Here is a 24,752-nt window from a genome sequence, read left to right on the forward strand (position 1 = left end):
GCGAGCGCCGCTCCCACCCCTCAGGCGGGTGCCCCCGCCGCCACCCGCGGCCGCCAGCGGCGTGGGGTGAGCCCGCGGCCGAGCGCGCGGCGCAGCGCCGGGGCGTCCACCGGGTCGACGAACACCACCGGCGGCGCCGCGCCGGCCCCGCCCCCTGGCGCCGCCACGGCGCGCAGCCGGCGGGCGACCTCGTCGAGCCGGTCGTCCGGGAGAGCGGCCGGCGCGGCGAACGCGAGCACCTCGTCCGCCCCGCCGGCCGCCGTGACGAGCTCGGCCGGCCACAGCCGCGTGCCCCGCGGGAGCCCGGCGGCCAGCGCGTCCAGCTCGGCGGCCAGCCGGGACAGGCGGGCGGGCTCCCACGGCCGCGCGGGCCGGCGCAGGCCGTTCGCGCCCGAAGCGTCGCCGCCCGCCCGCGCGCCGGCGGCGCGAACTGGCCCGTCCGCCCCCATCGAGGCCGATCCGGGCACCGCGTCCGCCGGGTCACGCCGCGCCGGGCCGGCGGCGACCGGGCCGGCCAGGGCGCTGACGTCGAGCGTGGCGGTCACCGGGCCGGCCACGTCGATGACGACGGTCGGATGGCCGAGCCGAGACGCCTCGGCGCAGGCGTCCACCGCCGACACCGGCACCGGCCGGGCCGCCGAGCGCCAGGCGGACAGCGCGGCGACGCTGGAGAACACCGGAAGGGCGGTCGCGCCGGACGGCAGCCGCAAGGTCGCGAGCACCATTTCCGACTTCTTCTCACCCCGGAGCCCGGGTTTCCCGCCGGCCGGCCGCTCGTGGGCGGCGCACGCGCCCGCCGGCTGCTCGGCGGGGTCGACCGGGTCGGCGAGCTCCAGCAGGCGGGACTCGACGCCGACGAAGACCCGGGCACCCGGCAACGCGGCCGCCACGGCGCCCTCGTCGCCGGACCTGAGGGCCGCCAGCAGCCGCGGGTCCCCCTCGCCGGCGTCGCCCTGCCCTGGCGGGGTCATCAGGTCCACTGCCACCGGCTCACCCTACGGGCCGCGCTCGGGCCCGCGGCCCGGCCGCCGGGGCCGTGCCGGGTGCCCAGGGGCCCGGCCGCTACCAGGCCGACCCGGACGACCGGGACCGGTCGCGCGGCCGGGGCACCGTCGGGTCCTCGGACAGGTCACCCGGAGGGCCGGGCAGGGCGCCCGCCGCGCGGTGCTCGGCGGACGGCGGTCGTGGATCGAGCGGGGCCGCGTCGACGATCTCGGCCAGCTCGTCGAACGCGGCCCTGGTGCGCGAACGCAGCCGGTCCCAGCGCGGCGGGACGCCACCGGCGAGCGCCGGGTCGTACGGGATGGTCACCACGGCGTGCACGGGCTCGACCAGCGCCGGTGGCTGGGCCGGGGCCGGTCGCGCCCAGTTCCTGGCGGAAGGCGTCGTCTCCACGTGGACGACGACCGCCCCGTCGGGCAGGTCCGCCCGGGCGGCGGCGAGGGCGGTGAGCGCGTCCTGGGCGCAGCCGGCCTCCGTCAGCCCGGCCTTGGCGGCGAGCACCACGGTGTCGGCCCGGGCCAGCAGGACCGCCGGCACCGGCTGTGTCCAGCCCGGAGGGCCGTCGATGACGACCACGGGGAAGAGCCGCCCGAGCAGGTCGACCGCCCAGGCCGCCTCGGCCGGGGTCAGCCCGGGCGCGGTCAGGTCGCGCAGGCCCGGCAGCACCTCCAGCCCCGACGGTTGCGCGGTGGCCAGGAACCGGCGCACCTCGGCGAGGGAGGCGACCCGCGGGTCGGCGGCGGCGAGCTCGCGCAGTCCGACGCCGCGGCCGGGCACCCCGGCCCGGTCGGCGAGCGGGCCGCCCTGGTCGGGGCAGGCGTCGACGGCCACCACGCGCCCGCCCCGCAGCGCGGCCAGCGCCATGCCCAGGCCGGCCGCGACCGTGGTCCGCCCGCTGCCGCCGCCGAACCCGCCGACGAGCACCCGGCGCCCGCCGAGCCGCGTCGACGGCACGGGCGCGAGGATCCCCTTCCCGGCCAGCTCCAGCCCACGCAACCATGCCGCCGTGAAGGCCCCTGGACAGGCGAGAGGCGGGGACTGCCGCGTCTTCGCGGGCAGGGCGGCGGCCGCCCCCGGGTGGTCGTCCTGTCCGCTGCTCCAGGTATCGCCCGGAAGGATCTGGTAGGCGCGCGGGGACTCCGGCCGGGCCGGCTCCAGCGGCGCCGGACGGCTGGCCGACTCCAGGCCGCCCCGCGGTGGCACCAGCTCCGCGGCCGGCCGTGGCGCCGGCGCCGGGGTGTAGACCACGGGCGTGGTCGACTCCCCCGGCGGCGGGAACGGCGGTCTTGGCGGCTCCCCGTACCCGAACCAGGCACGCGGCGAGACCGGGCTCGCGGCCGGCTCGGCCGCGTCGGCGCGAGCCGTGGAACCGGGGCCCGCCTCGCCCGACTCGTCACCGCCCGGCCCGGGCACGGCCGGCCCGGGCACGGCCGGCTCGGCGGCGGCCGGGGCGTCCTTCGCGCCCTGGCCGGCCATGGGGCGCCCGGACGGCTCGGCCGGACGCGGCCCGAGCCAGGCGGCGTAGCCGCTCTGGTCGACGAGATCGTCCTGGTCGTCGGGCGCGGGTGGCTCCGGCGGATCCGTGGCCGCGGCGGCGGGGTCGACCGCCGGGGCCGCGAGGTCGGCGGTCGCGAGGTCGGCGGTCGCGGCGGGGCCGGGCGCGCCGGCCTGGCCGGCGGGCAGCGGCAGGCCCAGCGGGTCCCACCAGGCGCCGCGCGGCGGGGCGGCGGGGGCCGGGACCAGGCCGACGTCGGGAACCCAGCCACCGCCGGCCGGGGCCGGCCGGACCGCGGGCTGGCGACCAGCTTCCGAGCCGCTGGCGCCGCGAGGGGCGGGCCCGGTCACGGGGCCGGTGCTGTCGGGTTCCGCCGCCGGCCGGGGAGGAGGCCCGGCGGGCACCGGGCGGATGGCCGGCGGCGCGGTGCGCACCGGCGGCGGCGCGGCGGGCGCGGCGGGCGCGGCCGGCAAAGCGGTGCGCGCGGCGGGCAGAGCGGCACGCGCGGCAGGCCCGGATGGCGACGCGGCAGGCCTGGGTGGCGACGCGGCAGGCCTGGGTGGCGACGCGGCAGGCCTGGGTGGCGGCGCGGTGGCCCGACCGGGCGGCGGCACGTCGCCGCCGGCCGCGCCCTGCCCGGCCGCCCCGGCCGGGCGAGCCGCGGCGGCCGCGTCGCCGGGTATGGCGGTCAGCCGCCGGTCGCCGTCCCGGCGGGACCCGGCGGCCGCGCCCCGGGCACGCGACGACGGGCGGCGCACGACCGCGCGGTCGCCGCCCCCGCCGGTCAGCCGCACGCCGAGCAGCGAGACCGGGCGGGCGTCACCGCCCCCACCGGCCGTCGACACCGGGTCGGCCAGGTCCTCGCCGCCCGACCGGGCGGCCCTGGGCACGCCCGGAGTGGGCTCGTCCTCGTCGTCGCCCGTCACCGGCGCCACCCGCACGCTGCCGTCACCTCGTCCCGTCTCCCCCTGCTCGCACCCACGACAGGTCGACTATCTCCGCCGACCCACGCCGGGTGTCGTACCGCAAGGAGCCCGATACACCGAGACAACACGGTCTCTCGCCGATGCCGGTCCGACAAGTCCGGACGGGCCGGGGTTCCCACCGGATCGACTTTGTCGATCCGGGACCGGGTCCTGGATCGCTCTCTCAGGCCAACGGCTGCAGGTCGGTGAGGACGACGGCGGTCTCGAGGGCGGCGAGGGCCGCCTCGCGGCCCTTGTCCTCGCCCGAGCCGGCCAGGCCGGCCCGTTCCCTGGCCTGCTCGAGCGTGTCGCAGGTGAGCACGCCGAATCCGACCGGAACCCCGTTGTCAAGCGTCACCCGGAGCAGGCCCTCGGTGACGAACTTGCAGACGTAGTCGAAGTGCGGCGTGCCGCCGCGGATCACGACGCCGAGCGCGACCACCGCGTCGTGGTGGGCGGCCAGCCGGTCGGCGACGACCGGGAGCTCCACCGCGCCCGAGACCCGGACCACCGTCGGCTCGTGGGCGAGCTTCACGTCACGCGCGGCCCGCAGCGCGCCCTCGAGCAGCGCGTCGGTGATCTCGCTGTGCCACCGGGTGGCGACGATCCCGAGCCGGACGTCGGAGGCCACTGGCAGCACCTCCTCGGGTGCCCCTGTCCCGCTCACCGGCTGTCTCCCTTCCCGCATGCCTCGGCCACCCTGCGGTGGCCCAGGCGCCGGCCGTGTCCTCGTCCGTTGACCGCTCCGTTGCCGTTGACCGCCGCGTTGCCGCCGCCCGCCGCGCCGTTACCGCCGTGCCCGTTCCCCCGGGTGCCTCCGGAGCCGTCGGGGCCCTCGGCCGGGCCGTCGCCGTCGGTGGCCGCCGCGTCGAGCGCGTCGGGGGCACCGGCCAGCACGTCGGCCTCCCGAGCGTCGGCCTCCCGAGCGTCGAGCGCGTCGGCGGCGGTGGCGACCGCGCCGGCCACCACCTGGGCGACGACGTCGGCCGGGACGGCCGGCACCGCGGTCGCGACCGCGTCCGCCACTGCCTCGGCGACCACCTCGGGCAGCTCCGGCAGCCCGGGGATCTCGTGACCCATCCGGTCCCGCTTGGTGGTCAGGTAGCGCAGGTTCTCCGGCGTGTGGCTGACCGGCAGCGCGACCCGGCCCACGATGGCCAGGCCGTAGCCCTCCAGCCCGGCGCGCTTCGCCGGGTTGTTCGACATCAGGCGCAGCCCGCGCACGCCGAGGTCGACGAGGATCTGGGCGCCGATGCCGTAGTCGCGCGCGTCGGCCGGCAGGCCCAGCGCCAGGTTGGCGTCGACCGTGTCGTGCCCGGCGTCCTGCAGCTGGTAGGCGGCGAGCTTGTGCGCCAGCCCGATGCCCCGGCCTTCGTGACCGCGCATGTAGAGCACGACGCCTCGGCCCTCGGCGGCGACCAGGCGCAGCGCGGCGTCGAGCTGGGTGCCGCAGTCGCAGCGCAGCGAGCCGAAGACGTCGCCGGTGAGGCACTCGCTGTGCACCCGGACCAGCACGTTCTCGCCGTCGCCGAGGTCCCCGCGGATGAGCGCCACGTGCTCGACGCCGTCGAGCGTGCCGCGGTAGCCGACCGCGCGGAACGCGCCGTACCTGGTGGGGATGCTCGCCTCGGCGACCCGCTCGACCTGCCGCTCGGTCCGCCGCCGGTGCGTGATGAGATCCGCGATCGAGATCAGCACCAGCCCATGGTCGCGCGCGAACGTGACCAGCTCGGGCAGGCGGGCCATGGTGCCGTCGTCGTTCACGATCTCGCAGATCGCCCCCGCGGGCCGCAGCCCCGCGAGCCGGGCGAGGTCGACCGCCGCCTCGGTGTGGCCCGGCCGGCGCAGCACGCCGCCCTCGCGGGCCCGCAGCGGGAAGATGTGGCCTGGCCGGGCCAGGTCGCCGGCGGTGGTCGCCGGGTCGGCGAGCAGCCGCAGCGTGCGTGCCCGGTCCGCCGCGGAGATGCCGGTGGTGATGCCCTCGCGGGCGTCGACGGAGACGGTGAACGCCGTGCCCATCCGGTCGGTGTTGAGCGGGACCATCTGGCCGAGGCCCAGGCGGTCGGTGTCGCCTGGGTCCAGCGGGGCGCACACGACCCCGGAGGTGTGCCGGACCATGAAGGCGACCAGCTCCGGGGTCGCCATCTCGGCCGCGAAGATCAGATCGCCCTCGTTCTCGCGGTCGGCGTCGTCGACGACCACCACAGGCCGGCCGGCGGCGATCGCGGCGATCGCCTCGGGAACCGTGCCGAGGGCCGCGGCGAGGTCCTCGTCGATGTCCGGTCCGGGCGCGCTGGTCGGGGTGCTCGTGACGCTCATCGGCCCGTTCCCTTCCCAGTGGTGACGATCGGCCCGGTGGGAGGCACCGGGAACGGCGGTGACGGGTCGAACCGGCCAAGCACGCTCGGCAGCGCCCCGACGCCGAGCGACGCGCTCGGCGCGACCAGCTTCTCGACGTACTTGGCGACGACGTCCACCTCGAGGTTCACGGGGGCGCCGATCTGCCGGGCACCCAGCGTGGTCTCGGCGAGCGTCGTCGGGATCAGGCTGACGGTGAAGCTGGCTGGTTCGCCGGCCGCCGTGGCGGGCGTGACCTCGACGACGGTGAGGCTCACCCCGTCGACGGTGATCGAGCCCTTCTCGACGAGGTAGCGGTCGAGTCCCTCGGGCAGCTCGATCCGGACGACCTCCCAGTGTTCGTCCGGCGCGCGGTGCGCGATCGTCCCGACGCCGTCGACGTGCCCCTGGACCAGGTGGCCGCCGAGCCGGTCGGCGAGGCGCACCGGCCGCTCCAGGTTGACCCGCTCACCCGGGACGAGAGCGCCGAGCGCCGAGCGGCGCAGCGTCTCCAGCATCACGTCGGCGGTGAACACCCGGAGGCCCACACGCTCGTCGACCTCGCCCTGTGGGGTGAAGGAGGTGACGGTGAGACACACACCGTTGACGGCGATCGACGCGCCGTGACGTACGTCCTCGAGTACGGCCGAACAGCCGATGGTCAGCTCGGCCGCGGATTCGTGTTCTGTGACCGCGACGATGGTGCCGAGCTCTTCGACGATGCCGGTGAACATCCGCCCCTGCGTCCTTCCCGTCCGGCGCACGGGCCGGGATGCGACGGGAGACGCCACGCGGGTCCATCGTCGACATGGCGGGCCCTGAGGGCCGGACGCCGACGCGACGGGCGCACGGAGCGACGGGCATGCCCGCCCCGTGACCCGGGGTCCCCGCGCGCTGCCTCCCATCCGGACTTTCACCGTCGGTCCCGGAATTCCACCGGGTCCACCGCCCACTGGTTGTGGGACGGGTCGCGGACTGTCACCGCCGGCTCGGAGTTTCACCGACCCCGGAGCGCGCGTGCTGCTGTGTGTTGCCCGGCCGGTTCCCCGGCCCGGGCTTTTTGGCGGGCACCGTGGTGCCCACGGACGAGTCTGGCACACAAGCCGGGCCAACGTCGCAGCTCGGCTGTCCGAGATGTCCCCGACGCGCCAATTGCGCGCCGGCGCGCGCACGACGTGGGCGACGTCACCAATCCCCCGTCACCCGCCGGTCCGCCGTCACCCGCCGGTTCGACGGGTCACCGGCCGGGCAGCCAGGTCACCGGCCGGGCAGCAGGTGGGCGTTGGCCTCGCGTACTCCGCCGGCGAGGTCGGGGCGCTCGACGACGGTGACACCGGCGGCGGCGAGCAGCTCGGCGCCCTGGCAGTCGACGAACAGCGCCGGCTCCCGCCAGGCGAACACGACCCGGCCGATCCCGGCCTCGATCGTCAGCTCGGCGCAGGTGCGCGGGCGCGAAGCCCGGGCGCTGCACGGCTCCAGCGAGCTGTACAGCGTGGCGCCGGCCAGGCGCGGGTCGCGCGGCGCGAAGTCGCGCAGCGCGGCCTCCTCGGCGTGGTCGTGGGGGTCGGCGGCCCGCGACCAGCCCTCGGCGAGCACCGCCTCGCCGTCAGGGCCGACGATCACCGCGCCGACCGAGAACGCCGTCGCCGACGGGGGGCAGCGGCGCGCCAGCTCGACGGCGCGCGCCAGCCACCGGCCGTCGACGTCCGTTCCCGCCTGGTCCGTTCCCGCCTGGTCCATGGCCACCAGTCTGTCGGTCGGCCGGCCGTCGGTCAGCCGGCCGCCTCGCGGGCCGGCGGGCGCAGCCGCGGGGCGGCGCGCAGCGCCTGGGCACGCAGCGCCTCGACGGCGGCCGCCGGGTCGGCCGCGCCGTAGACGGCGGTGCCGGCGACGAAGACGTCGACCCCGGCGGCGGCGGCCCGCTCGATCGTCTCGGCGTTCACCCCGCCGTCGATCTGCAGCCACAGGTCCAGGTCACGCTCGTCGAGCAGCCGGCGGGCGGCCTCGATCTTGGGCAGCACGCTGTCCATGAACTTCTGGCCGCCGAACCCGGGATCGATCGTCATCAGCAGCAGCAGGTCGAACCGGTGCAGGTCGTCGAGGTAGTGCTCGACCGGAGTGGCCGGCTTGACGGCGAGCCCGGTGCGCGCGCCCTCCGCCCTGATCGCCGCCGTGGTGGCCGGCAGGTTGTCGACCGCCTCCGCGTGGATGGTCACGTTGGCGGCGCCGCGCTCGGCGAACCCGGGGGCCCAGCGGTCCGGGTCCTCGATCATCAGGTGGCAGTCGAGCGGGATGTCGGTCACCGAGCGCAGCGCGGTGACCGTGTCGCCGGAGAAGGCCAGGTTCGGCACGAAGTGGTAGTCCATGACGTCCACGTGCAGCCAGTCGGCCCGGCCCTCGACCACCAGCGCCGCGTCCGCGATCCGGGCGAAGTCGGCGGCGAGCAAGCTGGGATAGATCTGTGCGATGGCCACGCCGCCGAGCGTATCCAGCGCGTGGACGCCACCGTCCCGCCAAGCGGGCCACGCCACGGCCACCGCCACGGCCACCGCGCCACAGCCACAGCGCCACGCCCCCGCCGCCGTCTCGGCCACCCCGAGCCCGGCGCGCCTGGCCGCGCCGACCGGTCCTCCGCGCCGCCGCGCGCGGGACGGGACCGGCGCGTTCGCGCCGTAGCATGGGTTCATCCCCGTGCCGAAGGAGTCAGACTTGTCCGTTCGTGAGATCCGACTGTTCGGGGATCCGGTGCTACGCACGAAGGCCGGCGAGGTGACGACCTTCGACAAGGAGCTGCGCAAGCTCGTCCGCGACCTCGGCGACACCATGTGGGAGGCCAGCGGCGCCGGGCTCGCCGCGCCGCAGCTGGGCGTATCGCTGCGGGTGTTCACCTACCTCAATGACGACGACGAGATCGACCACCTGGTCAACCCGGTGCTCGGGCCGTTCAGCGAGGAAATGCAGGACGGCGAGGAGGGCTGCCTGTCGCTGCCCGGCCTCGCGTTCGAGCTGCGCCGGCCGGAGCGGGTGCTCGCCGTCGGTCAGAACATGTATGGCGACCCGGTGACGGTCGAGGGGAGCGGCATCGTCTCCCGCTGCCTGCAGCACGAGACGGACCACCTCGACGGCGTCCTGTTCATCGACAAGCTCGACCGCGAGACCAAGAAGGCCGCGATGAAGGCGATTCGTGAGGCCGAGTGGGCCAACGAGGCCAAGCCCGTCATCAAGACCTCTCCGCACCCGCTCTTCGGCGGTCACGCCACCTGAGCACCGTTCCAGTCCACAATTGAGCCGCTCATCCTGGCAAACACGCTCATTGGCATGTCTCCGTTCCGGACCCGCAGCGAGCGCCCTAACAACTGACAACCGCCACGGACTCGGCAAACGCGCCTCGCTGGCGGTCGGACCCGCTCTTGGCGCACGGCGCGGTCCGGTCCTGGCCGAGTCGGCCGGGCCGTAGGTTAGGTTCCGGATTTCAGCAACCTACGGACGGCCGGGCGGCAGCGACCACGTTCCCGGCGGATCGGTACGGCTCATGCGTCTTGTGTTCGCCGGCACGCCGGCGGTGGCCCTCCCCAGCCTGCGCCGGCTGCTCGACAGCCCGCGCCACGAGGTGGTCGCCGTCGTGACGAGGCCGGACCGACCCGCCGGCCGGGGGCGCAGGATCGCGCGTTCCCCGGTCGCGGAGCTCGCGGACGAGGCCGGGATCCGGGTGCTCACGCCCGAGCGGCCACGCGACCCCGAGTTCCTCGAGACGCTGGCCGGGATCGCCCCCGACTGCGCCCCGGTGGTCGCCTACGGCGCCCTGCTGCCCAAGGCGGCGCTCGACATCCCCCGGCGCGGCTGGGTGAACCTGCACTTCTCGCTGCTGCCGGCCTACCGGGGCGCCGCCCCCGTGCAGCGGGCCCTGCTCGCCGGCGAGGACGTCACCGGCGCGAGCGTCTTCCAGATCGAGGAGGGGCTCGACTCCGGCCCGGTCTTCGGCGCGCTCACCGAACGGGTCCGCCCCCGCGACACCGCCGGCGACCTGCTCGACCGGCTCGCCATCGCCGGCGCCGAGCTGCTGGCCGCGACGATGGACGGCCTGGACGACGGCATCCTCGAGGCGCGTCCCCAGCCGGCGGACGGGGTCTCGCTCGCCCCGAAGCTCACCGTCGACGACGTCCGGATCGACTGGACGCTGCCCGACTACGCGGTCGACCGGCTCATCCGCGCCGCCACCCCGGCCCCCGGCGCCTGGACCACCTTCCGCGACCACCGGGTCAAGCTGGGCCCGGTCCGCCCGGCCGTGGCCAGCGAGGCCCGCTCGTCACTCGCCAGGGACCTGGCGCCCGGACAGCTCGCCGTGCTCGGGAAGGACACCGTCGCGGCCGGCACCGGGACGGGGGCTGTCACGCTCGGCGAGGTCCGCCCCGAGGGCAAGGCCGCGATGCCGGCCGTGGCCTGGGCCCGGGGCCTGCGCCCCACCGAGGGCGAGGCCTTCCAGTGACGGCGACGGTTCCCCCGGTCCGCCTCGGGCGCGCCGCCACGTGGCGCGCGCGGGCCGGGTCGGCGGGCCCGAGGCCGTCGGCGGCCGGCGCGTGACCGCGCATGGCGGCCGCGGCGGCCAGGGTGGTCACCGCGGCGACCGGCCCCGGGGCTCCGGGGGCCCCGGCGGGCCCGCAGGTCAGGGAGCGGGAATCGACGGCGCCAGGATGGTGGCCTGGGAGGTGCTGCGGGCCGTCGACGAGCGCGGTGCCTACGCCAACCTGCTGCTGCCCGCCCTGCTGTCCCAGCGCCGGCTGTCCGGCCTCGACCGCGGCTTCGCGACCGAGCTGACCTACGGGGCGCTGCGCGCGCAGGGCCTGATCGACGGCGTGCTCGACACGGTGACGAGCCGGCCGGTGGCCACCGTCGACGCCGGCCTGCGCGACGCGCTTCGCCTGGGCACCTACCAGCTGCTGCGAACCCGGGTGCCCGCGCGCGCCGCCGTCGGCACCACCGTCGAGCTGGTCCGCGCGACCAGCGGCGAGCGGCCGGTCCGGTTCGCCAACGCGGTGCTGCGCCGGGTCGCCGACCGGGTCGCCGAGACCGGCGGGGACGTCGCCGCGCTGCTGTCCGCGCCGCCGTTCGCGCGCGACCCGTTCGGTCACCTCGCGGTGGTCACGGCGCATCCGCGCTGGATCGTCGAGGTGATCGCCGACGCGCTCGGCGGCGACCTCGACGAGACCCGCGCCGCGCTTGAGGCCGACGACGCCCGCCCCGCCGTCCACCTGGTCGCGCCGCCCGACCGGCTGAGCCGCGACGACCTGCTCGCCGAGACGGCCGAAGCGGGGTTCTCGGCCGAGCCGGGCCGCCACTCGCCGTTCGCCGTCGTCCTCGGCGGCGGCGACCCGGGGGCGTTGCCGTCGGTCGCCGCCGGGCGGGCCGCCGTCCAGGACGAGGGCAGCCAGCTGATGGCGCTCGCGCTCGCCCGCACCCCGACGGTCGGCGCGGACAGCGGCGTCACCGTCGACCTGTGCGCCGGCCCCGGGGGCAAGGCCGCGCTGCTCGCCGCGCTGCTGACGACGGGCGGCGCGGGCGTCGGCGACGGTCTCGGCCTGCCGGAGCCGGCGCTGCTGGCCTGCGAGCCGCGGGCGACGCGGGCGGCGATGGTCGCCGCGGCGCTCGGCGGCCGGCCGGGCGCGTTCGTGGTCCGCGCCGACGGCCGGTACCCGCCGCTGCCAGCGGGCCGGGTCGACCGGGTGCTGGTCGACGCGCCGTGCACCGGGCTGGGCGCGCTGCGCCGCCGGCCCGAGGCCCGCTGGCGCAAGCTAGCCGCCGACGCGACGGCGCTGTCCGGCCTGCAGCGCCAGTTGCTGGTCAGCGCGCTCGACCTGGTCCGCCCGGGTGGCGTCGTCGCCTACGTCACCTGCTCACCGCACCCGGCGGAGACCACCGAGGTGGTTGGCGCGGTCGTCGAGCAGCGCGGCGGCGCGGTCGGGGTGCTCGACGCCCGCGCGGCGCTTCCCGGCGTACCGGCCCTCGGCGACGGCCCCTACGTCCAGCTCTGGCCCCACCGCCACGGCACCGACGCCATGTTCCTGGCCCTGCTGCGCGGCTGAGCCCCGGGCAGGGGTCAGCCGAGAGCCAGCGGGTCCAGGTGGACGCGCAGGCCGGAGGCGGCGCGGCGGGCGTCGAGGACGCCGTTGGCGGCCCGCAGGGCGGCGGCGAGCTCGCCGCCCTGCTTGCGGGGCACCCGGATCAGCAGCCGTTCCCCAGGGCCGTCGGCCCCCGGGCCCCCTGAGCCAAAACCCTCGGGGCCGGGGACGACGGCGCCCGGGCCGGCGGAGCCGGCTCGCGGGCGGGCCGGCTCGGGCAGCGGGACCGGGCCGAGCACGTCGGCGGCGGCGGGCAGCGCCGCCGCGTCGAGGAAGGCGGCGAGCGTGGCCGCGGAGCCCTCGACGGCCGCCATCCTCGTCGCGGGCGGGAAGCCCAGCTCGGCGCGCTCGTCGGCCTCGCGGGCCACGAACCCCGCCGGGTCCCAGCGCACGAGCGCCTGCACGCCGGCGAGGCCCTCGTCGGCGACGACCACGACCCGCCCGCCCGCCGGCCCGGGCCGGGCCAGCGCCGCCGCGTTCATCCAGCGACGCAGCGTCTCCTCGCCGGCGCGCAGGTCAGGACGGCCGAGCAGCGCCCAGCCGTCGAGCAGCAGCACCGCGCCGTAGCCGCCGTCGGCGACCGGCTCGGCGCCCGGGGTAGCCACCACCAGCGCGGGGCCGGCGGGCACGGTGGCCAACACCTCGTCTCGCCCGGAAGTGCGCAGCGCCACGCCGGAAAAGGCCCGGCCCAGCTCCTCGGCGGTGCGCCGGTCGCCGGTGACCGACACCCGCGTCCGCGGGTCGGAACATCCCGGGCAGGCCCAGTCGGCGGCCGGGCGGCCGCACCACCTGCACGTCGACACGCTGCCGCGGCCCGCCCGCCCCAACGGGCCGCGGCAGTGGGCGCACCGCGCCGGGCGGCGGCAGGACGCGCAGGCAAGCGATGGCTGGTAACCGCGTCTCGGCACCTGCACGAGCACGGGGTGGCCCGCCGCCAGCGCCTCCCGGGCGGCGCGGACCGCCAGCGACGGCAGCCGCGCCGTGCGGGCCGCCTCGTCACGGGCCGCCTCCCAGTCCGATCCGGTCGCCCGGACGAGCGGCGCCAGCTCCCGCGTCCGCGTCCTGGGCAGCACGAGCGGATGCGCCCAGCCGGAACGGGTCAGCGCCTCGGCGTCGGTGGAGGGGGCGTGACCGCCGATGAGGAGCCCCGCCTCCTCCAGGCGGGAACGCAGGACCGCGACGTCACGGGTGTGCGGGTAGGGAGCGAGACGCTCGGCGTGCAGGTCGTCGCCGTCGTCCCAGACCACCACGAGGCCGAGGCGCTCGACCGGCGCGAACACGGCCGCCCTGGTGCCCACGACGACCCGCGCCGCGCCGCGCCGGACCTCCAGGAACCGCCGGTACCGCTCGGCCGGTCCCAGGTCCGCCCGCAGGGTCACCACCAGCCGCGGATCCGCCAGCCCTGGATCCGCGTCGGCTCCAGGCGCCGTCTCGCCGTCCCGAGCCAGCGCCCCGAGGCCGCTCTCCAGGGCGGCCGCCACCCGGTCGACGTCCCGGTGATCCGGCACCACGACCAGCACGCCGCGCCCGCCGGCGACGGTGGCCCGGGCCGCCGTCGCGACCATCGCGGGCCAGGCCGGCCCTGGCGGCGCCCACCACACCGCCCGCGGCGCCCGCCCGTCGCCGAGCGCCGCCAGCAGGGGGGTTCCCGACTGGTAGAGCCGCCACTCCCCCGGATCCGCGGCGGGCTGGACGGCCACGGCCACGGCGGCCGCCGGCGCCGGCTCCCGCTCGGCGCGCGCGTGCCGGGGCGGGACGGCGAGGCGCAGGACGTCGGCCAGGGTGCCGGCGTACCGGTCCGCGACCGCCCGGGCGAGCCGCGCCACCGCCGGCGACAGCACCGGCTCGGGCGAGACGACCTTCGTCAGCGGCGCGAGCCGGCCACCGTGATCGGAACGCTCGAGCCGTTCGAGGACGAAGCCGTCGACGAGCCGGCCGGCGAAGCGGACCCGCACCCGAGCCCCCGGCACGGCGTCCGCGGCCATCGACGCGGGCACCAGATAGTCGAACGGCCGGTCCAGGTGCGCGAAGGGCACCATCGCCGCGACCCGCGCCACCGGCAACTCGGCCGCGATCTCGGCATCCCGGCTCACCGGCCGCGCCTTCGGCGCCTTCGGCCGGCGCGCCGCCGCGGGCTCCTCGGCCTCGTCGCCACCACCGGGGTCGGCCTCGGGCCCGGACAGCGGGCTGTCCAGCGGCTTCATGCCCACGTTCGTACCAGCCCCCACCGACACCTCCGCCGGCGGTCCCAACGGGGCCGGGACGCTGGGGAGGGCCGGGTCAGCCCTTGACGGCCTTGGCGAGGGCCTCGGCGCGGCTGGTGGACTCCCAGGTGAAGTCCAGCTCGGGGCGGCCGAAGTGGCCGTAGGCGGCGGTCGGCGCGTAGATCGGGCGGAGCAGGTCGAGGTCGCGGATGATCGCGGCCGGGCGCAGGTCGAAGACCTGGGTGATGGCGTCGGAGATCTGCTCCTCGGGGACCGTGGCGGTGCCAAAGGTCTCGACGAACAGGCCGACCGGGTGCGCCTTGCCGATCGCGTAGGCGACCTGGACCTCGCACTTGGTGGCCAGTCCGGCGGCGACGACGTTCTTGGCGACCCAGCGGGTGGCGTAGGCGGCGGACCGGTCGACCTTGGAGGGGTCCTTGCCGGAGAAGGCGCCGCCGCCGTGGCGGGCGTAGCCGCCGTAGGTGTCGACGATGATCTTACGGCCGGTCAGGCCGGCGTCACCCATCGGGCCGCCGATCTCGAAGCGGCCGGTCGGGTTCACCAGCAGCCGGACGCCCTCGGTGGAGATGCCGAGCGTCGCCAGCTCGGGGTCGACGACGTACTCCTTGATGTCGGGCGCCAGCAGCGTGTCGAGGTCGATATCGGCCGCGTGCTGGGTGGAGACGACGACCGTGTCGAGCCGGACCGGCTTGCCGTCGACGTACTCGATGGTGACCTGCGTCTTGCCGTCGGGGCGCAGGTAGCCGACCTGGCCATCCTTGCGGACCGCGGACAGCCGTCGGGCGAGCCGGTGCGCGAGCGCGATCGGCAGCGGCATGAGCTCAGGGGTCTCGTCGACGGCGAAGCCGAACATCAGGCCCTGGTCGCCGGCGCCCTGCTTGTCGAGGTCGTCCTCGGTGGAGCCGCCGACGCGCGTCTCGTGGGCGTCGTCGACGCCCTGGGCGATGTCCGGCGACTGCGCGCCGATCGAGACGCTCACGCCGCAGGAGTGGCCGTCGAAGCCCTTCTTGGACGAGTCGTAGCCGATCTCCAGGATCCGCTCCCGGACGACCGAGGCGATGTCGACGTAGGTCTTGGTGGTCACCTCGCCGGCGACGTGCACCTGACCGGTGGTGATCAGCGTCTCGACGGCGACCCGGCTCTTCGGGTCGTCCTTGAGCATCGCGTCCAGGATGGAGTCGCTGATCTGGTCAGCGATCTTGTCCGGGTGTCCCTCGGTGACGGACTCGGACGTGAACAGGCGCGTCGCCACTTGGTGGTACCCCCTGAAGGATCCGGCAGATTCTGACGAAGTTTACCGATGAGGTCCCGGGGGTACGGAGCGTGCCCGGCGCGGTGGCGCCGATGTCACCGTCGTACCTCGTGGCGCTCACATCCGCGCAACATTGCCAGCGAGGGCGTCGTTCCCACCGGGGCCGGCCAGGCGGTCGACGACCAGGTCGAGAACCCGGTGGGCCAGCAGGTCCTTGGTGGTGTGCTCGATCGTGGTGGCGGAGCCGTCGGCCCCGAGCACCACCGCGGCGTTGTGCTCGACCTCGAAGCCGCGCCCGGCGCCGACCTCGTTGACGACCAGCAGGTCGGCGCGCTTGCGGGCGAGCTTCGCCCGGCCGAGCTCCAGCACAGAGCCGTCCGGCCCGCCCGTCTCGGCGGCGAAGCCGACCAGGAGCTGCCCGGCCGGGCGGCGCTCGCGGGTGGCGCACAGCTCTGCGAGCACGTCCGGGTTCGGCTCCAGCTCCACCGGGATGGGCGGCCCGCCCGCTTTTTTGATCTTGTGGTCGGCCCGCTTGGCCGGGCGGAAGTCCGCGACGGCCGCCGCCATCACGACCACGTCGGCCTCGGCGGCGGCCGCGTGCACGGCGGCGCCCAGGTCGAGGGCGGAGGTCACGCGCACGACCGTGGCGCCCGCGGGGTCGGGCAGGGCGACGTTCGCCGCCACGACGGTCACCCGCGCGCCGCGGGCGAGCGCCGCGCGGGCCAGCGCGTAGCCCTGCCGGCCGCTGGACGAGTTGCCCAGGAAGCGCACCGGGTCCAGGTGCTCGCGGGTACCGCCGGCGCTCACGACGACGTGGCGGCCGGCGAGGTCGGGGCGGGCGGCGGCCGGGCCGAGCGCCAGCACCGCGCGGGCGAGCGTGGCGATCTCGGCGGGCTCGGGCAGCCGCCCAGGGCCGGAGTCCGGACCGGTGAGCCGGCCGACCGCCGGCTCGACCACGATCGCGCCGCGTTCCCGCAGGGTCGCCACGTTGGCCCTGGTCGCCGGGTGCTCCCACATCTCGGTGTGCATCGCCGGGGCGAAGACGACCGGGCAGGTCGCGGTGAGCAGCGTCGCGGTGAGCAGGTCGTCGGCGCGGCCGGCCACGGCCCGGCTCATCAGGTCGGCGGTCGCGGGAACGACGAGCACCAGTTCGGCCTCCCGGCCGATCCGGACGTGGGCGACCTCGTCCGCGTCCGCCCACACGTCGGTGTGCACCGGGTTGCCCGACAGGGCGGCCCAGGTCACCTCGCCGACGAAGCGCAGCGCCGCCGGTGTCGGCACCACCCGGACGTCATGACCGGACTCGGTGAGCCGGCGGAGCACCTCCAGCGCCTTGTAGGCGGCGATCCCGCCCGAGACGCCGAGCACGACCCGAGGACGGCGGCTCGCCCCGATCACCATCGGGGGTTCCAGGGGGTCGCCCCCTGGGTCAGCATCACGTGGGAGCCGGGGAGCTTCCCCGAAGGGGAAGCGAACAGGCTCGCCCCGATCGCGACCACCGCTAGGAAACGGGCGGCAGCGGCTCGGGAGTGGCCTCGTGGGTGAGAAGACCGGCGTTGATCTCGCGCAGCGCGATCGACAGCGGCTTCTCCTGGGCGCTGGTGGGCTCGACCAGCGGGCCGACGTACTCCAGCAGGCCCTCGCCGAGCTGCGAGTAGTACGCGTTGATCTGGCGGGCGCGCTTCGCCGCGTAGATCACCAGGCTGTACTTCGAGTCGGTCGCCTCGAGCAGCTCGTCGATCGGCGGGTTGGTGATGCCCTCGGGGTGGGCGGCGGTACCGGACAAGGTGGTCCTTCCGGTGGTTAGGGTGCTCGGGTCTGGCGGTTCGATGACGGCGTCCGGGTCGGTCTCCTCGTCGGAGCCCCGGGAACCCGGCCTCGCGTGCTCCAGGAGACGCCTCAGAATTGTGGCATTCGGAGGGCGACCGGAGGGTCACTCGGCGCAGTCGGGAGGTCCTGGGAGTCGGAAGGCCAGGGAGGTCGTCCCCCAGGGGTCACTCAGTAGTCATCAACGATACCAACCTGGAAGCGGCGACCTCGACATCGTCGTTGACGACGACGGCGTCGAACTCCTTCTCGGCGGCGAGCTCCACCCGGGCGCGCTCGAGGCGGCGCGCCACCACCTCGGGGGCCTCGGTGCCCCGGCCGGTCAGCCGGCGGACGAGCTCGTCCCAGCTGGGCGGGGCGAGAAAGACGAACCGACTGGCGGGCATCGCCGCGCGCACCTGGCGGGCTCCCTGCAGTTCGATCTCGAGCAGGGCGGGCAGCCCCGCGGCGAGCCGGCGCTCCAGCGGGGCGCGCGGCGTGCCGTAGCTGTTGCCGGCGAACTCCGCGTGCTCGACGAACTCGTCGTCCTTGACCATGCGTTCGAACTGGTCCCGGTCGACGAAGTGGTACTCGACGCCCTCGGTCTCCCCCGGCCTCGGCTCCCGGGTGGTCACGCTGACGGACACCCAGACGTCCGGGAACAGCCGGCGCACCGCGGCGACGACCGTGCCTTTCCCCACTCCGGACGGCCCGGAGAGAACGGTGAGACCCATCCGCCCACCTTAGGTGGACCACCGGTGCTTCCCCGGCGCGGGTCGCCGGGTCCGGGGACTCCACGCGCCACGTCCGGACAGCGCGCCGGCCCGCGCGCTCGCGGGCGGAGGCTTCGCGGACGCAGGCACGGCCAGCGAGCGGGGACATCCCGGTGACGGAAGGTCCCACCCGGTCCGGCCGAGCCTCGTCGTTGCTCCTGGCCGAGCCGGCGGGGCATACAACGCCCCGCCGGTCCGACGCCATGTGGCCCCCGGCCGCGACGCGGCCGGGTGCCCCACCTTGCCGGCGCCGCCGGCGCCCGTAAGGGTCCCCGGACACCGCGCCGACGTCCTCGCGTCGCGCCGAGGGCGCCACGCGAGGACCCGGCATACGCGGCGGCGCGGGGAGACGCGCCGACGCCACCGGTCAGGATGCCGCGCCGAACTCCTCCAGGAGCGCGGCCCGCTGCTTGGCCCCGAGGCCACGCAGCCGGCGGGTGGGGCTGATGCCGAGTCGCTCCCGGATGCGCTGGGCCCTGACGCGGCCCACGCCCGGAAGTGCCTCCAGCACCGCCGAGACCTTCATCTTGCCGACGACCTCGTCTTCCTCGGCCTGTTCCAGCACCGCGGCCAAGGTCGTCTCCGCCTTCTTGAGCCGTTCCTTGAGATCGGCACGCTGCTTACGAGCAAGTGCGGCCTTCTCGAGGGCGGCTGCCCGCTGCTCGGGCGTCAGGGGCGGCAGGGGCACGGTTACGCCTCCTCAAATGGGGTGATCGCGACGCGCAACCTAGCGAGTACTGTCGCGCTGGTCTAGCGGTGGCTACTCCACGCGAGGTGGGTTTACCCGGTCGAAACGTGAAATCACCGGACGTCACCGGCCCGTCTAACCCAAGCCCGGCCAGGCCGGGCAGGCCGCTCCGCGAGCCACGCCGGGACGGCCGAGCGTCACCGTCGCCGGTCGGGCCGACCGGCCGCCCCGGTCGGCGCCGCGCCGCATTACCGCAGGTCAGCGACCCGTGAGACACCGTTCAGGGTGGCCGCGAGCCTCGCCGCGACCGCCGCGGGATCGGCCGCGGCAGTGATCGGCCGGCCCATCACGACGAGGTCCGCGCCGGCCGCGAGGGCCTCCTCGGCGGTCGCCACCCTGGTCTGGTCGGCCCGTTCGCCCCCCTTTGACCGCACTCCCGGAGTGATGAGAGTCACATTTTTTCCGACCTCATTTCGGAGCACCTCGGCCTCCCATGGGCTTGCGACCAGCGCGGTCGCGCCCGCCTCGACGGCCAGTGCGGCGAGCCTGCGGGCCGCGTCGAGAGCCGGTCCGGCAAGCCCGACGGCGGCGAGGTCCGCCTCGCCGAGCGATGTGAGCACAGTCACAGCGGCGATCGCGATCGGCGTGCCGGTCGACGCGGCGGCGGCCTCCTCGACGGCGGCTCGGATCATCGCCCGGCCGCCCGCCGCGTGCACCGTGAGGAACCGCGGCCCGAGCCCGGCGACGGAACGCACGCCGCCAGCGACCGTCGCCGGGATGTCGTGCAGCTTCAGGTCGAGGAACAGCCCTGGCGCGGCCGGCGCGGGGCCCGTCCGCCCCTCTGGGGCCGCGAGCAGGCCCTCGGCGCGCAGGGCGGCGACGACCGCGGGCCCCTCGCGGTAGAACAGCTCCATCCCGACCTTGAGCACCGCCACGTGCGGCGCGACCGCCCGGCCCCAGCGCAGCGCCGTCGCGGTGTCCGGGGCGTCCAGCGCGACCGCCACCGGCGCCCGGCGCCCGTTCGGCGTGCCGGCCGGGGCCCCGCCCGCCGGCACGCTCACGGCCGCGTCCCGGCTCCGGGGGCGCCGACCGCCGCGGCCCAGGTGGCGTGCAGCTCCTCGTGGTAGGACTGCAACGGCCGCACACCCAGCTCACCCCGCGCCAGCGCCTCGATGCCCTGCACGCAGGCCGCCGCGGCCTGGATCGTCGTGATGCAGGGCACGCCGGCGGTGACGCACGCGGTGCGGATCTCGTAGCCGTCGAGGCGCGGCCCCACCCCCCACGGAGTGTTGATCACCAGGTCGATCTGCCGCGAGCTGATCATGTCGACGCAGTCGACCAGGCCGTCGGCCGGCGCGCGGTGCTTGCCGAGCACCACCGCCTTCACGCCGTTGCGGCGCAGCACCGCGGCCGTGCCCTCGGTGGCGTAGACGGCGAAGCCCAGGTCCGCCAGCCGCTTGACCGGAAAGATCATCGCCCGCTTGTCCCGGTTCGCGACCGACACGAACACCCGGCCGGACGTCGGCAGCGACGCGTACGCGGCCGCCTGCGACTTCGCGTACGCCGTGCCGAACCCGCCGTCGATGCCCATCACCTCGCCGGTGGACTTCATCTCCGGCCCGAGCACGGTGTCCACGCCGTGCCCGCCGGCGTCGCGGAACCGGCCGAAGGGCAGCACGGCCTCCTTGACGGCGATGTGCGAGTCCAGCGGCAGCGTCGCGCCGTCGCCGGCCGCCGGCAGCAGCCCCTCGACGCGCAGCTCGGCGACCGTCGCGCCGAGCATCACCCGGCTGGCCGCCTTCGCCAGCGGCACCGCCGTCGCCTTCGAGACGAACGGGACGGTGCGGGACGCCCGCGGGTTGGCCTCCAGGACGTACAGCACGTCGGACTGCAGCGCGTACTGGACGTTGAGCAGGCCGCGCACGCCCACGCCCTTGGCGATCGCCAGCGTGGAGGCGCGGATCCGGTCGAGCTCGGAGCGGCCCAGCGTGATCGGGGGCAGCGCGCAGGCCGAGTCGCCCGAGTGCACCCCGGCCTCCTCGATGTGCTCCATCACCCCGGCGAGGTACAGCTCCTCGCCGTCGTAGAGCGCGTCCACGTCGATCTCGACGGCGTCGTCGAGGAACCGGTCGACGAGCACCGGGTGCTCCGGCGAGATCTGGGTGGCCCGGTCGATGTAGTCGCGCAGCATCTCGTCGTCGTAGACGATCTCCATGCCGCGCCCGCCGAGCACGTAGCTCGGGCGGACCAGCACCGGGTAACCGATCCGTTCCGCGACCGCGTGCGCCTGGTCGTAGGAGATGGCCACGCCGTGCGGCGGCGAGGGCAGGCCGGCCGCGGCGAGCACCTCGCCGAACTGGCCGCGGTCCTCGGCGAGGTGGATCGCCGCCGGGGAGGTGCCGACGACCGGCACCCCGGCCGCCGCCAGCCGCGCGGCGATGCCGAGCGGGGTCTGGCCGCCCAGCTGGACGATCACCCCGGCCAGCGGCCCCGCCTGCTGCTCGGCGTGCACGACCTCCAGCACGTCCTCGACCGTGAGCGGCTCGACGTAGAGCCGGTCGGCGGTGTCGTAGTCCGTCGAGACCGTCTCCGGGTTGCAGTTGACCATGATGGTCTCGTAGCCGGCGTCGGACAGCGCCATGACCGCGTGGCAGCAGGCGTAGTCGAACTCGATGCCCTGCCCGATCCGGTTCGGGCCGCTGCCGAGCACGATCACCCGGGGCTTCTCCCCCGGGGCGACCTCGGTCTCCTCGTCGTAGGCCGAGTAGTGGTACGGCGTGGCCGAGGCGAACTCGGCGGCGCAGGTGTCGACGGTCTTGAAGACCGGCCGGATCCCGTGCTCGTACCGGAACGCGCGGACGTCCTCCTCGCTGGTCCCGAACAGCTCGGCGAGCTGGGCGTCGGAGAAGCCGGCCCGCTTGGCCCGCCGCAGCGCCGCCACGTCGGCCGGCCCGGCCGCGGCGGTGGCGGCCGCGACCTCGTTCAGCAGCACCAGCTGGTCGACGAACCACGGGTCCATGCCCGTGGCCGCGACGAGCTCGGCCGGCTCGGCGCCGGCCAGCAGCGCCTGCTGCATGGTCGTCAGCCGGCCGTCACGCGGGGCGGCCGACGCCTCGACCAGCTCGGCCGCCGGGCGGCCCGGCGGGAGGAACGAGAACACGGCCGCCGGGCGCTCCAGCGAGCGCAGCGCCTTCTGCAGCGCCTCGGCGTAGCTGCGCCCCACGCCCATCGCCTCGCCGACCGACTTCATGTGGGTCGTCAGCGTCTCGTCGGCGCCGGGGAACTTCTCGAACGCGAACCGCGGCACCTTGACGACGACGTAGTCCAGCGTCGGCTCGAAGGCCGCCGGCGTCGTGCGGGTGATGTCGTTCGGGATCTCGTCGAGGGTGTAGCCGAGCGCCAGCTTCGCCGAGATCTTCGCGATCGGGAAGCCCGTCGCCTTCGACGCGAGCGCCGACGAGCGCGACACCCGCGGGTTCATCTCGATGACGACGATCCGGCCGGTGCGCGGGCTGACGGCGAACTGGATGTTGCAGCCGCCGGCGTCGACGCCGACCTGGCGCATCACGGCGAGCGCCAGGTCGCGCATGGCCTGGTACTCGCGGTCGGTGAGCGTCATCGCCGGCGCGACCGTGATCGAGTCGCCGGTGTGCACGCCCATCGGGTCGACGTTCTCGATCGAGCAGACGACGACCACGTTGTCGGCGCGGTCACGCATCAGCTCGAGCTCGAACTCCTTCCAGCCGAGCACCGACTCCTCGACGAGCACCTGGGTCGCGGGAGACGCGGCCAGCCCGTCGGCGGCCATCCTGGCGAGCTCGTCCGGGTCGTGCGCGAAGCCGCTGCCGGCGCCGCCGAGGGTGAAGCTCGGCCGGACGACCACCGGGTAGCTGAACTCGTCCGCGGCGGCCAGGCACTCCTCGACGGTCACGCAGATCGCGCTGCGCGCGGTCTCGCCGCCGACGGTGGCGACGATCTCCTTGAACAGCTGGCGGTCCTCGCCACGGCGGATCGCGTCGATGTTCGCGCCGATGAGCTGGACGCCGAACCGCTCCAGCACCCCGGCGTCGTAGAGCGCGACGGCGGTGTTCAGCGCCGTCTGGCCGCCCATGGTGGCCAGCAGCGCGTCCGGGCGCTCCTTCTCGATGATCTTCGCCACGATCTCGGGCGTGATGGGCTCGACGTAGGTCGCGTCGGCCAGCTCCGGGTCCGTCATGATCGTCGCGGGGTTGCTGTTGACCAGCACCACCCGCAGGCCCTCGGCGCGCAGCACCCGGCAGGCCTGCGTGCCGGAGTAGTCGAACTCGCAGGCCTGGCCGATCACGATCGGCCCGGAGCCGATCACCAGCACGCTGCGAAGATCCGTCCGCTTCGGCATCAGGGGGTCCCTTTCCGGCCGGAGGCCATGAGCTCGCAGAACCGGTCGAACAGGCTCTGGGCGTCGTGCGGGCCCGCCGCCGCCTCCGGGTGGTACTGAACGCTGAACGCGGGCACGTCCAGGCAGGCGATGCCCTCGACGACGCCGTCGTTGAGGGCGACGTGACTGACCGCCACCCGGCCGAACGGGGTGTCCGTGTGGGTCCCGTCGGCGGGCGCCGCGACGGCGAAGCCGTGGTTGTGGCAGGTGACCGCGATCTGCCCGGTCGTGAGGTCCTGGACCGGCTGGTTGATGCCCCGGTGGCCATAGACCAGCTTGTAGGTGCCGAAGCCGAGAGCGCGGCCGAGCACCTGGTTGCCGAAGCAGATCCCGAACAGCGGCACGCCGGCGGCCAGCACGCCCGTGGCCGCGGCGACCGCGTAGTCGGCGGTCGCCGGGTCACCGGGGCCGTTGGACAGGAACACGCCGTCCGGCCCGAGCGCCAGCAGGTCGTCGGCGGTGGCCGTCGCCGGCAGGACGTGCACCTCGCAGCCCCTGGCCGCCATCGACAGCGGCGTGTTGCGCTTGATCCCCAGGTCAAGGGCGGCGACCCGGAACCGGCGCTCGCCGCCGGCCGGGGCGACGACGTACGGCTCGCGGGTGCTCACCTCGGGCGCGAGGTCGGCGCCGACCATCGCCGGGCTCGCGAGCACCTTCGCCAGCAGCGCGGCCGGGTCGGCGTCGAGGCTCGAGACACCGCAGCGCATCGCGCCGCGCTCCCGCAGGTGGCGGGTGAGCGCCCGGGTGTCCACCCCGCTGATGCCGACGACGCCGGCGCGCGCCAGTTCGCCGCCCAGGTCCCGCTGGGCACGCCAGCTGGAGGCGATCCGGCTCGGGTCGCGCACGACGTAGCCGGCGACCTGGATCCGGGTCGACTCGTAGTCGAGGTCGTTGACCCCGGTGTTGCCGACGTGCGGCGCGGTCATCACCACCACCTGCCGGTGGTACGACGGGTCGCTCAGCGTCTCCTGGTACCCGGTCATGCCGGTGGAGAACACCGCCTCGCCGAACGTCTCGCCGACGGCGCCGAACGCCTCGCCGGCGAACGCCCGGCCGTCCTCCAGGACCAGCACCGCCGGCTGCCCCGGTCTGGCCTGTTCCCCTGTTCCCACCTGTGCCCTCGTTCCCTGCTCGCTCACTGAGGCTCGTCTGTTGGGCCCGGTCTGTTGGGCCGGGTCACGGCGCCGCGGCCACCGGCCGCGCGCCACGATGTCAGGCGGCGTCCCGCGGCGGCCCCGCCCCGCGACGACCACGCGGCCGGTCGGGGCCTGCCCGTCGGCGCCCTGCCCGTGGTTCGGGTGCCCGCGGTTCGGGTGTTCCTGGTCCTGGCCGGCGGCTCACTGCTCGCCGCGGCCGCGGCGACGCGGCGCGTCGCCGTACGGGTCCGGGTCGTACGGGTCGGGGTCGTACGGGTCGGGGCTCTGCCCGTCCGCCCTGCCCGGCCGCGCGTACGGGTCCGCGGGCCACGGCGCCTGCTCGCCCGGCCGGGCCGCGTACGGGTCCCCCAGGTCCGGCGGCGCCGCGGCGTACGGGTCGCGCGGCGTCGGGCGCGGTCGCGCCGCCGGCGGGGGCGAGGCCGGCGGTACCGGTGCCTGGTAGGCGCGAGGCGGCGTCCGCTGCCCCGACCCATAGGGGTCGTACCCACCACCGGCGGCCGGCCGCGCGCCGGCCGGGCC

The 24,752-nt window shown here is 76.0% G+C and carries 19 protein-coding genes, 1 pseudogene and 1 riboswitch; of the genes and pseudogenes, 3 read left to right on the forward strand and 17 right to left on the reverse strand.

Annotated elements, in window-relative coordinates; translation table 11 throughout:
• Positions 1–20 precede the first annotated feature (20 nt).
• The 7 genes from I6A81_RS35460 to rpe form a co-directional block, all read right to left on the reverse strand.
• Positions 21–986 (reverse strand): SseB family protein, encoded by a 966-nt coding sequence (locus I6A81_RS35460; RefSeq protein ID WP_203007768.1) that lies wholly within the window; start codon positions 984–986, stop codon positions 21–23.
• Between the two features lie 76 nt (positions 987–1,062).
• Positions 1,063–3,438: a MinD/ParA family ATP-binding protein gene (locus tag I6A81_RS35465; protein ID WP_203010427.1), complete on the reverse strand. Its 2,376-nt coding sequence runs from the start codon at positions 3,436–3,438 to the stop codon at positions 1,063–1,065.
• Positions 3,439–3,646: 208 nt separating this feature from the next.
• Positions 3,647–4,129 (reverse strand): 6,7-dimethyl-8-ribityllumazine synthase, encoded by a 483-nt coding sequence (ribH, locus tag I6A81_RS35470; RefSeq protein WP_203007485.1) that lies wholly within the window; start codon positions 4,127–4,129, stop codon positions 3,647–3,649.
• Entirely contained in the window at positions 4,126–5,781 is a 1,656-nt protein-coding gene (locus I6A81_RS35475; protein ID WP_203007484.1) for a bifunctional 3,4-dihydroxy-2-butanone-4-phosphate synthase/GTP cyclohydrolase II, read from the reverse strand. Before I6A81_RS35475 ends, ribH begins: the two co-directional genes overlap by 4 nt.
• The gene (locus I6A81_RS35480) at positions 5,778–6,533 is read right to left on the reverse strand and encodes a riboflavin synthase (RefSeq protein ID WP_203007483.1); all 756 of its coding nucleotides are present in this window, start codon (positions 6,531–6,533) and stop codon (positions 5,778–5,780) included. The genes I6A81_RS35475 and I6A81_RS35480 overlap by 4 nt, the downstream gene beginning before the upstream one ends.
• A 155-nt stretch (positions 6,534–6,688) precedes the next feature.
• A riboswitch (FMN riboswitch) is annotated at positions 6,689–6,818 on the reverse strand.
• 238 nt (positions 6,819–7,056) lie between these two features.
• A complete protein-coding gene (locus tag I6A81_RS35485) occupies positions 7,057–7,539 on the reverse strand; it encodes a cytidine/deoxycytidylate deaminase family protein (protein ID WP_203007482.1) in 483 nt (160 codons plus the stop codon).
• A 32-nt stretch (positions 7,540–7,571) separates the two neighbouring features.
• Positions 7,572–8,273, reverse strand: a complete 702-nt coding sequence (gene rpe / locus I6A81_RS35490; protein WP_203007481.1) for a ribulose-phosphate 3-epimerase — start codon at positions 8,271–8,273, stop codon at positions 7,572–7,574.
• A 235-nt stretch (positions 8,274–8,508) separates the two neighbouring features.
• Between rpe and def the strand changes: the two genes are divergently transcribed.
• From def to I6A81_RS35505, 3 genes are all read left to right on the forward strand, one after another.
• A complete protein-coding gene (gene def / locus I6A81_RS35495) occupies positions 8,509–9,063 on the forward strand; it encodes a peptide deformylase (protein WP_203007480.1) in 555 nt (184 codons plus the stop codon).
• Between the two features lie 268 nt (positions 9,064–9,331).
• The gene (gene fmt, locus I6A81_RS35500) at positions 9,332–10,285 is read left to right on the forward strand and encodes a methionyl-tRNA formyltransferase (protein WP_203007479.1); all 954 of its coding nucleotides are present in this window, start codon (positions 9,332–9,334) and stop codon (positions 10,283–10,285) included.
• A gap of 205 nt (positions 10,286–10,490) precedes the next feature.
• The gene (locus I6A81_RS35505; protein ID WP_203010428.1) at positions 10,491–11,879 is read left to right on the forward strand and encodes an RsmB/NOP family class I SAM-dependent RNA methyltransferase; all 1,389 of its coding nucleotides are present in this window, start codon (positions 10,491–10,493) and stop codon (positions 11,877–11,879) included.
• 14 nt (positions 11,880–11,893) lie between these two features.
• On the opposite strand, the gene I6A81_RS35510 is transcribed toward I6A81_RS35505, so the two are convergent.
• The 10 genes and pseudogenes from I6A81_RS35510 to I6A81_RS35555 form a co-directional block, all read right to left on the reverse strand.
• Complete coding sequence (locus I6A81_RS35510; protein ID WP_203010429.1) at positions 11,894–14,119, reverse strand: primosomal protein N'; 2,226 nt, start codon at positions 14,117–14,119, stop codon at positions 11,894–11,896.
• 76 nt (positions 14,120–14,195) lie between these two features.
• A complete protein-coding gene (gene metK / locus I6A81_RS35515; RefSeq protein WP_203007692.1) occupies positions 14,196–15,392 on the reverse strand; it encodes a methionine adenosyltransferase in 1,197 nt (398 codons plus the stop codon).
• Positions 15,393–15,509: 117 nt separating this feature from the next.
• Positions 15,510–16,793 carry a bifunctional phosphopantothenoylcysteine decarboxylase/phosphopantothenate--cysteine ligase CoaBC gene (gene coaBC, locus I6A81_RS35520; RefSeq protein ID WP_203007691.1) on the reverse strand — a complete coding sequence of 428 codons (1,284 nt, stop codon included), beginning with the start codon at positions 16,791–16,793 and terminating at the stop codon, positions 15,510–15,512.
• 100 nt (positions 16,794–16,893) lie between these two features.
• Entirely contained in the window at positions 16,894–17,178 is a 285-nt protein-coding gene (rpoZ, locus tag I6A81_RS35525) for a DNA-directed RNA polymerase subunit omega (RefSeq protein ID WP_203007690.1), read from the reverse strand.
• Positions 17,179–17,386: 208 nt separating this feature from the next.
• Positions 17,387–17,932: a guanylate kinase gene (gmk, locus tag I6A81_RS35530; RefSeq protein ID WP_203007689.1), complete on the reverse strand. Its 546-nt coding sequence runs from the start codon at positions 17,930–17,932 to the stop codon at positions 17,387–17,389.
• A gap of 406 nt (positions 17,933–18,338) precedes the next feature.
• Positions 18,339–18,659: an integration host factor, actinobacterial type gene (mihF, locus tag I6A81_RS35535; protein WP_203007612.1), complete on the reverse strand. Its 321-nt coding sequence runs from the start codon at positions 18,657–18,659 to the stop codon at positions 18,339–18,341.
• Between the two features lie 248 nt (positions 18,660–18,907).
• The gene (gene pyrF / locus I6A81_RS35540) at positions 18,908–19,714 is read right to left on the reverse strand and encodes an orotidine-5'-phosphate decarboxylase (RefSeq protein WP_203007615.1); all 807 of its coding nucleotides are present in this window, start codon (positions 19,712–19,714) and stop codon (positions 18,908–18,910) included.
• A gap of 2 nt (positions 19,715–19,716) precedes the next feature.
• Positions 19,717–23,037 carry a carbamoyl-phosphate synthase large subunit gene (gene carB / locus I6A81_RS35545; RefSeq protein WP_203007613.1) on the reverse strand — a complete coding sequence of 1,107 codons (3,321 nt, stop codon included), beginning with the start codon at positions 23,035–23,037 and terminating at the stop codon, positions 19,717–19,719.
• Positions 23,037–24,188 carry a glutamine-hydrolyzing carbamoyl-phosphate synthase small subunit gene (gene carA, locus I6A81_RS35550; RefSeq protein WP_307875139.1) on the reverse strand — a complete coding sequence of 384 codons (1,152 nt, stop codon included), beginning with the start codon at positions 24,186–24,188 and terminating at the stop codon, positions 23,037–23,039. Before carA ends, carB begins: the two co-directional genes overlap by 1 nt.
• Positions 24,189–24,413: 225 nt before the next feature.
• A pseudogene (locus I6A81_RS35555) lies at positions 24,414–24,752 on the reverse strand (hypothetical protein); the annotation flags it as partial.

This window comes from Frankia nepalensis (assembly GCF_016786325.1).
Lineage (GTDB): Bacteria > Actinomycetota > Actinomycetes > Frankiales > Frankiaceae > Pseudofrankia > Pseudofrankia nepalensis.

Excerpts from the sequence above, each read along its gene's own strand:
- coaBC (WP_203007691.1), bottom strand. The coding sequence starts at position 16,793 with ATGGTGATCGGGGCGAGCCGCCGTCCTCGGGTCGTGCTCGGCGTCTCG.
- I6A81_RS35480 (WP_203007483.1), bottom strand. The coding sequence starts at position 6,533 with ATGTTCACCGGCATCGTCGAAGAGCTCGGCACCATCGTCGCGGTCACA.
- I6A81_RS35475 (WP_203007484.1), bottom strand. The coding sequence starts at position 5,781 with ATGAGCGTCACGAGCACCCCGACCAGCGCGCCCGGACCGGACATCGAC.
- fmt (WP_203007479.1), top strand. The coding sequence starts at position 9,332 with ATGCGTCTTGTGTTCGCCGGCACGCCGGCGGTGGCCCTCCCCAGCCTG.
- I6A81_RS35510 (WP_203010429.1), bottom strand. The coding sequence starts at position 14,119 with ATGAAGCCGCTGGACAGCCCGCTGTCCGGGCCCGAGGCCGACCCCGGT.
- I6A81_RS35485 (WP_203007482.1), bottom strand. The coding sequence starts at position 7,539 with ATGGACCAGGCGGGAACGGACCAGGCGGGAACGGACGTCGACGGCCGG.
- I6A81_RS35505 (WP_203010428.1), top strand. The coding sequence starts at position 10,491 with ATGGTGGCCTGGGAGGTGCTGCGGGCCGTCGACGAGCGCGGTGCCTAC.
- carB (WP_203007613.1), bottom strand. The coding sequence starts at position 23,037 with ATGCCGAAGCGGACGGATCTTCGCAGCGTGCTGGTGATCGGCTCCGGG.
- gmk (WP_203007689.1), bottom strand. The coding sequence starts at position 17,932 with ATGGGTCTCACCGTTCTCTCCGGGCCGTCCGGAGTGGGGAAAGGCACG.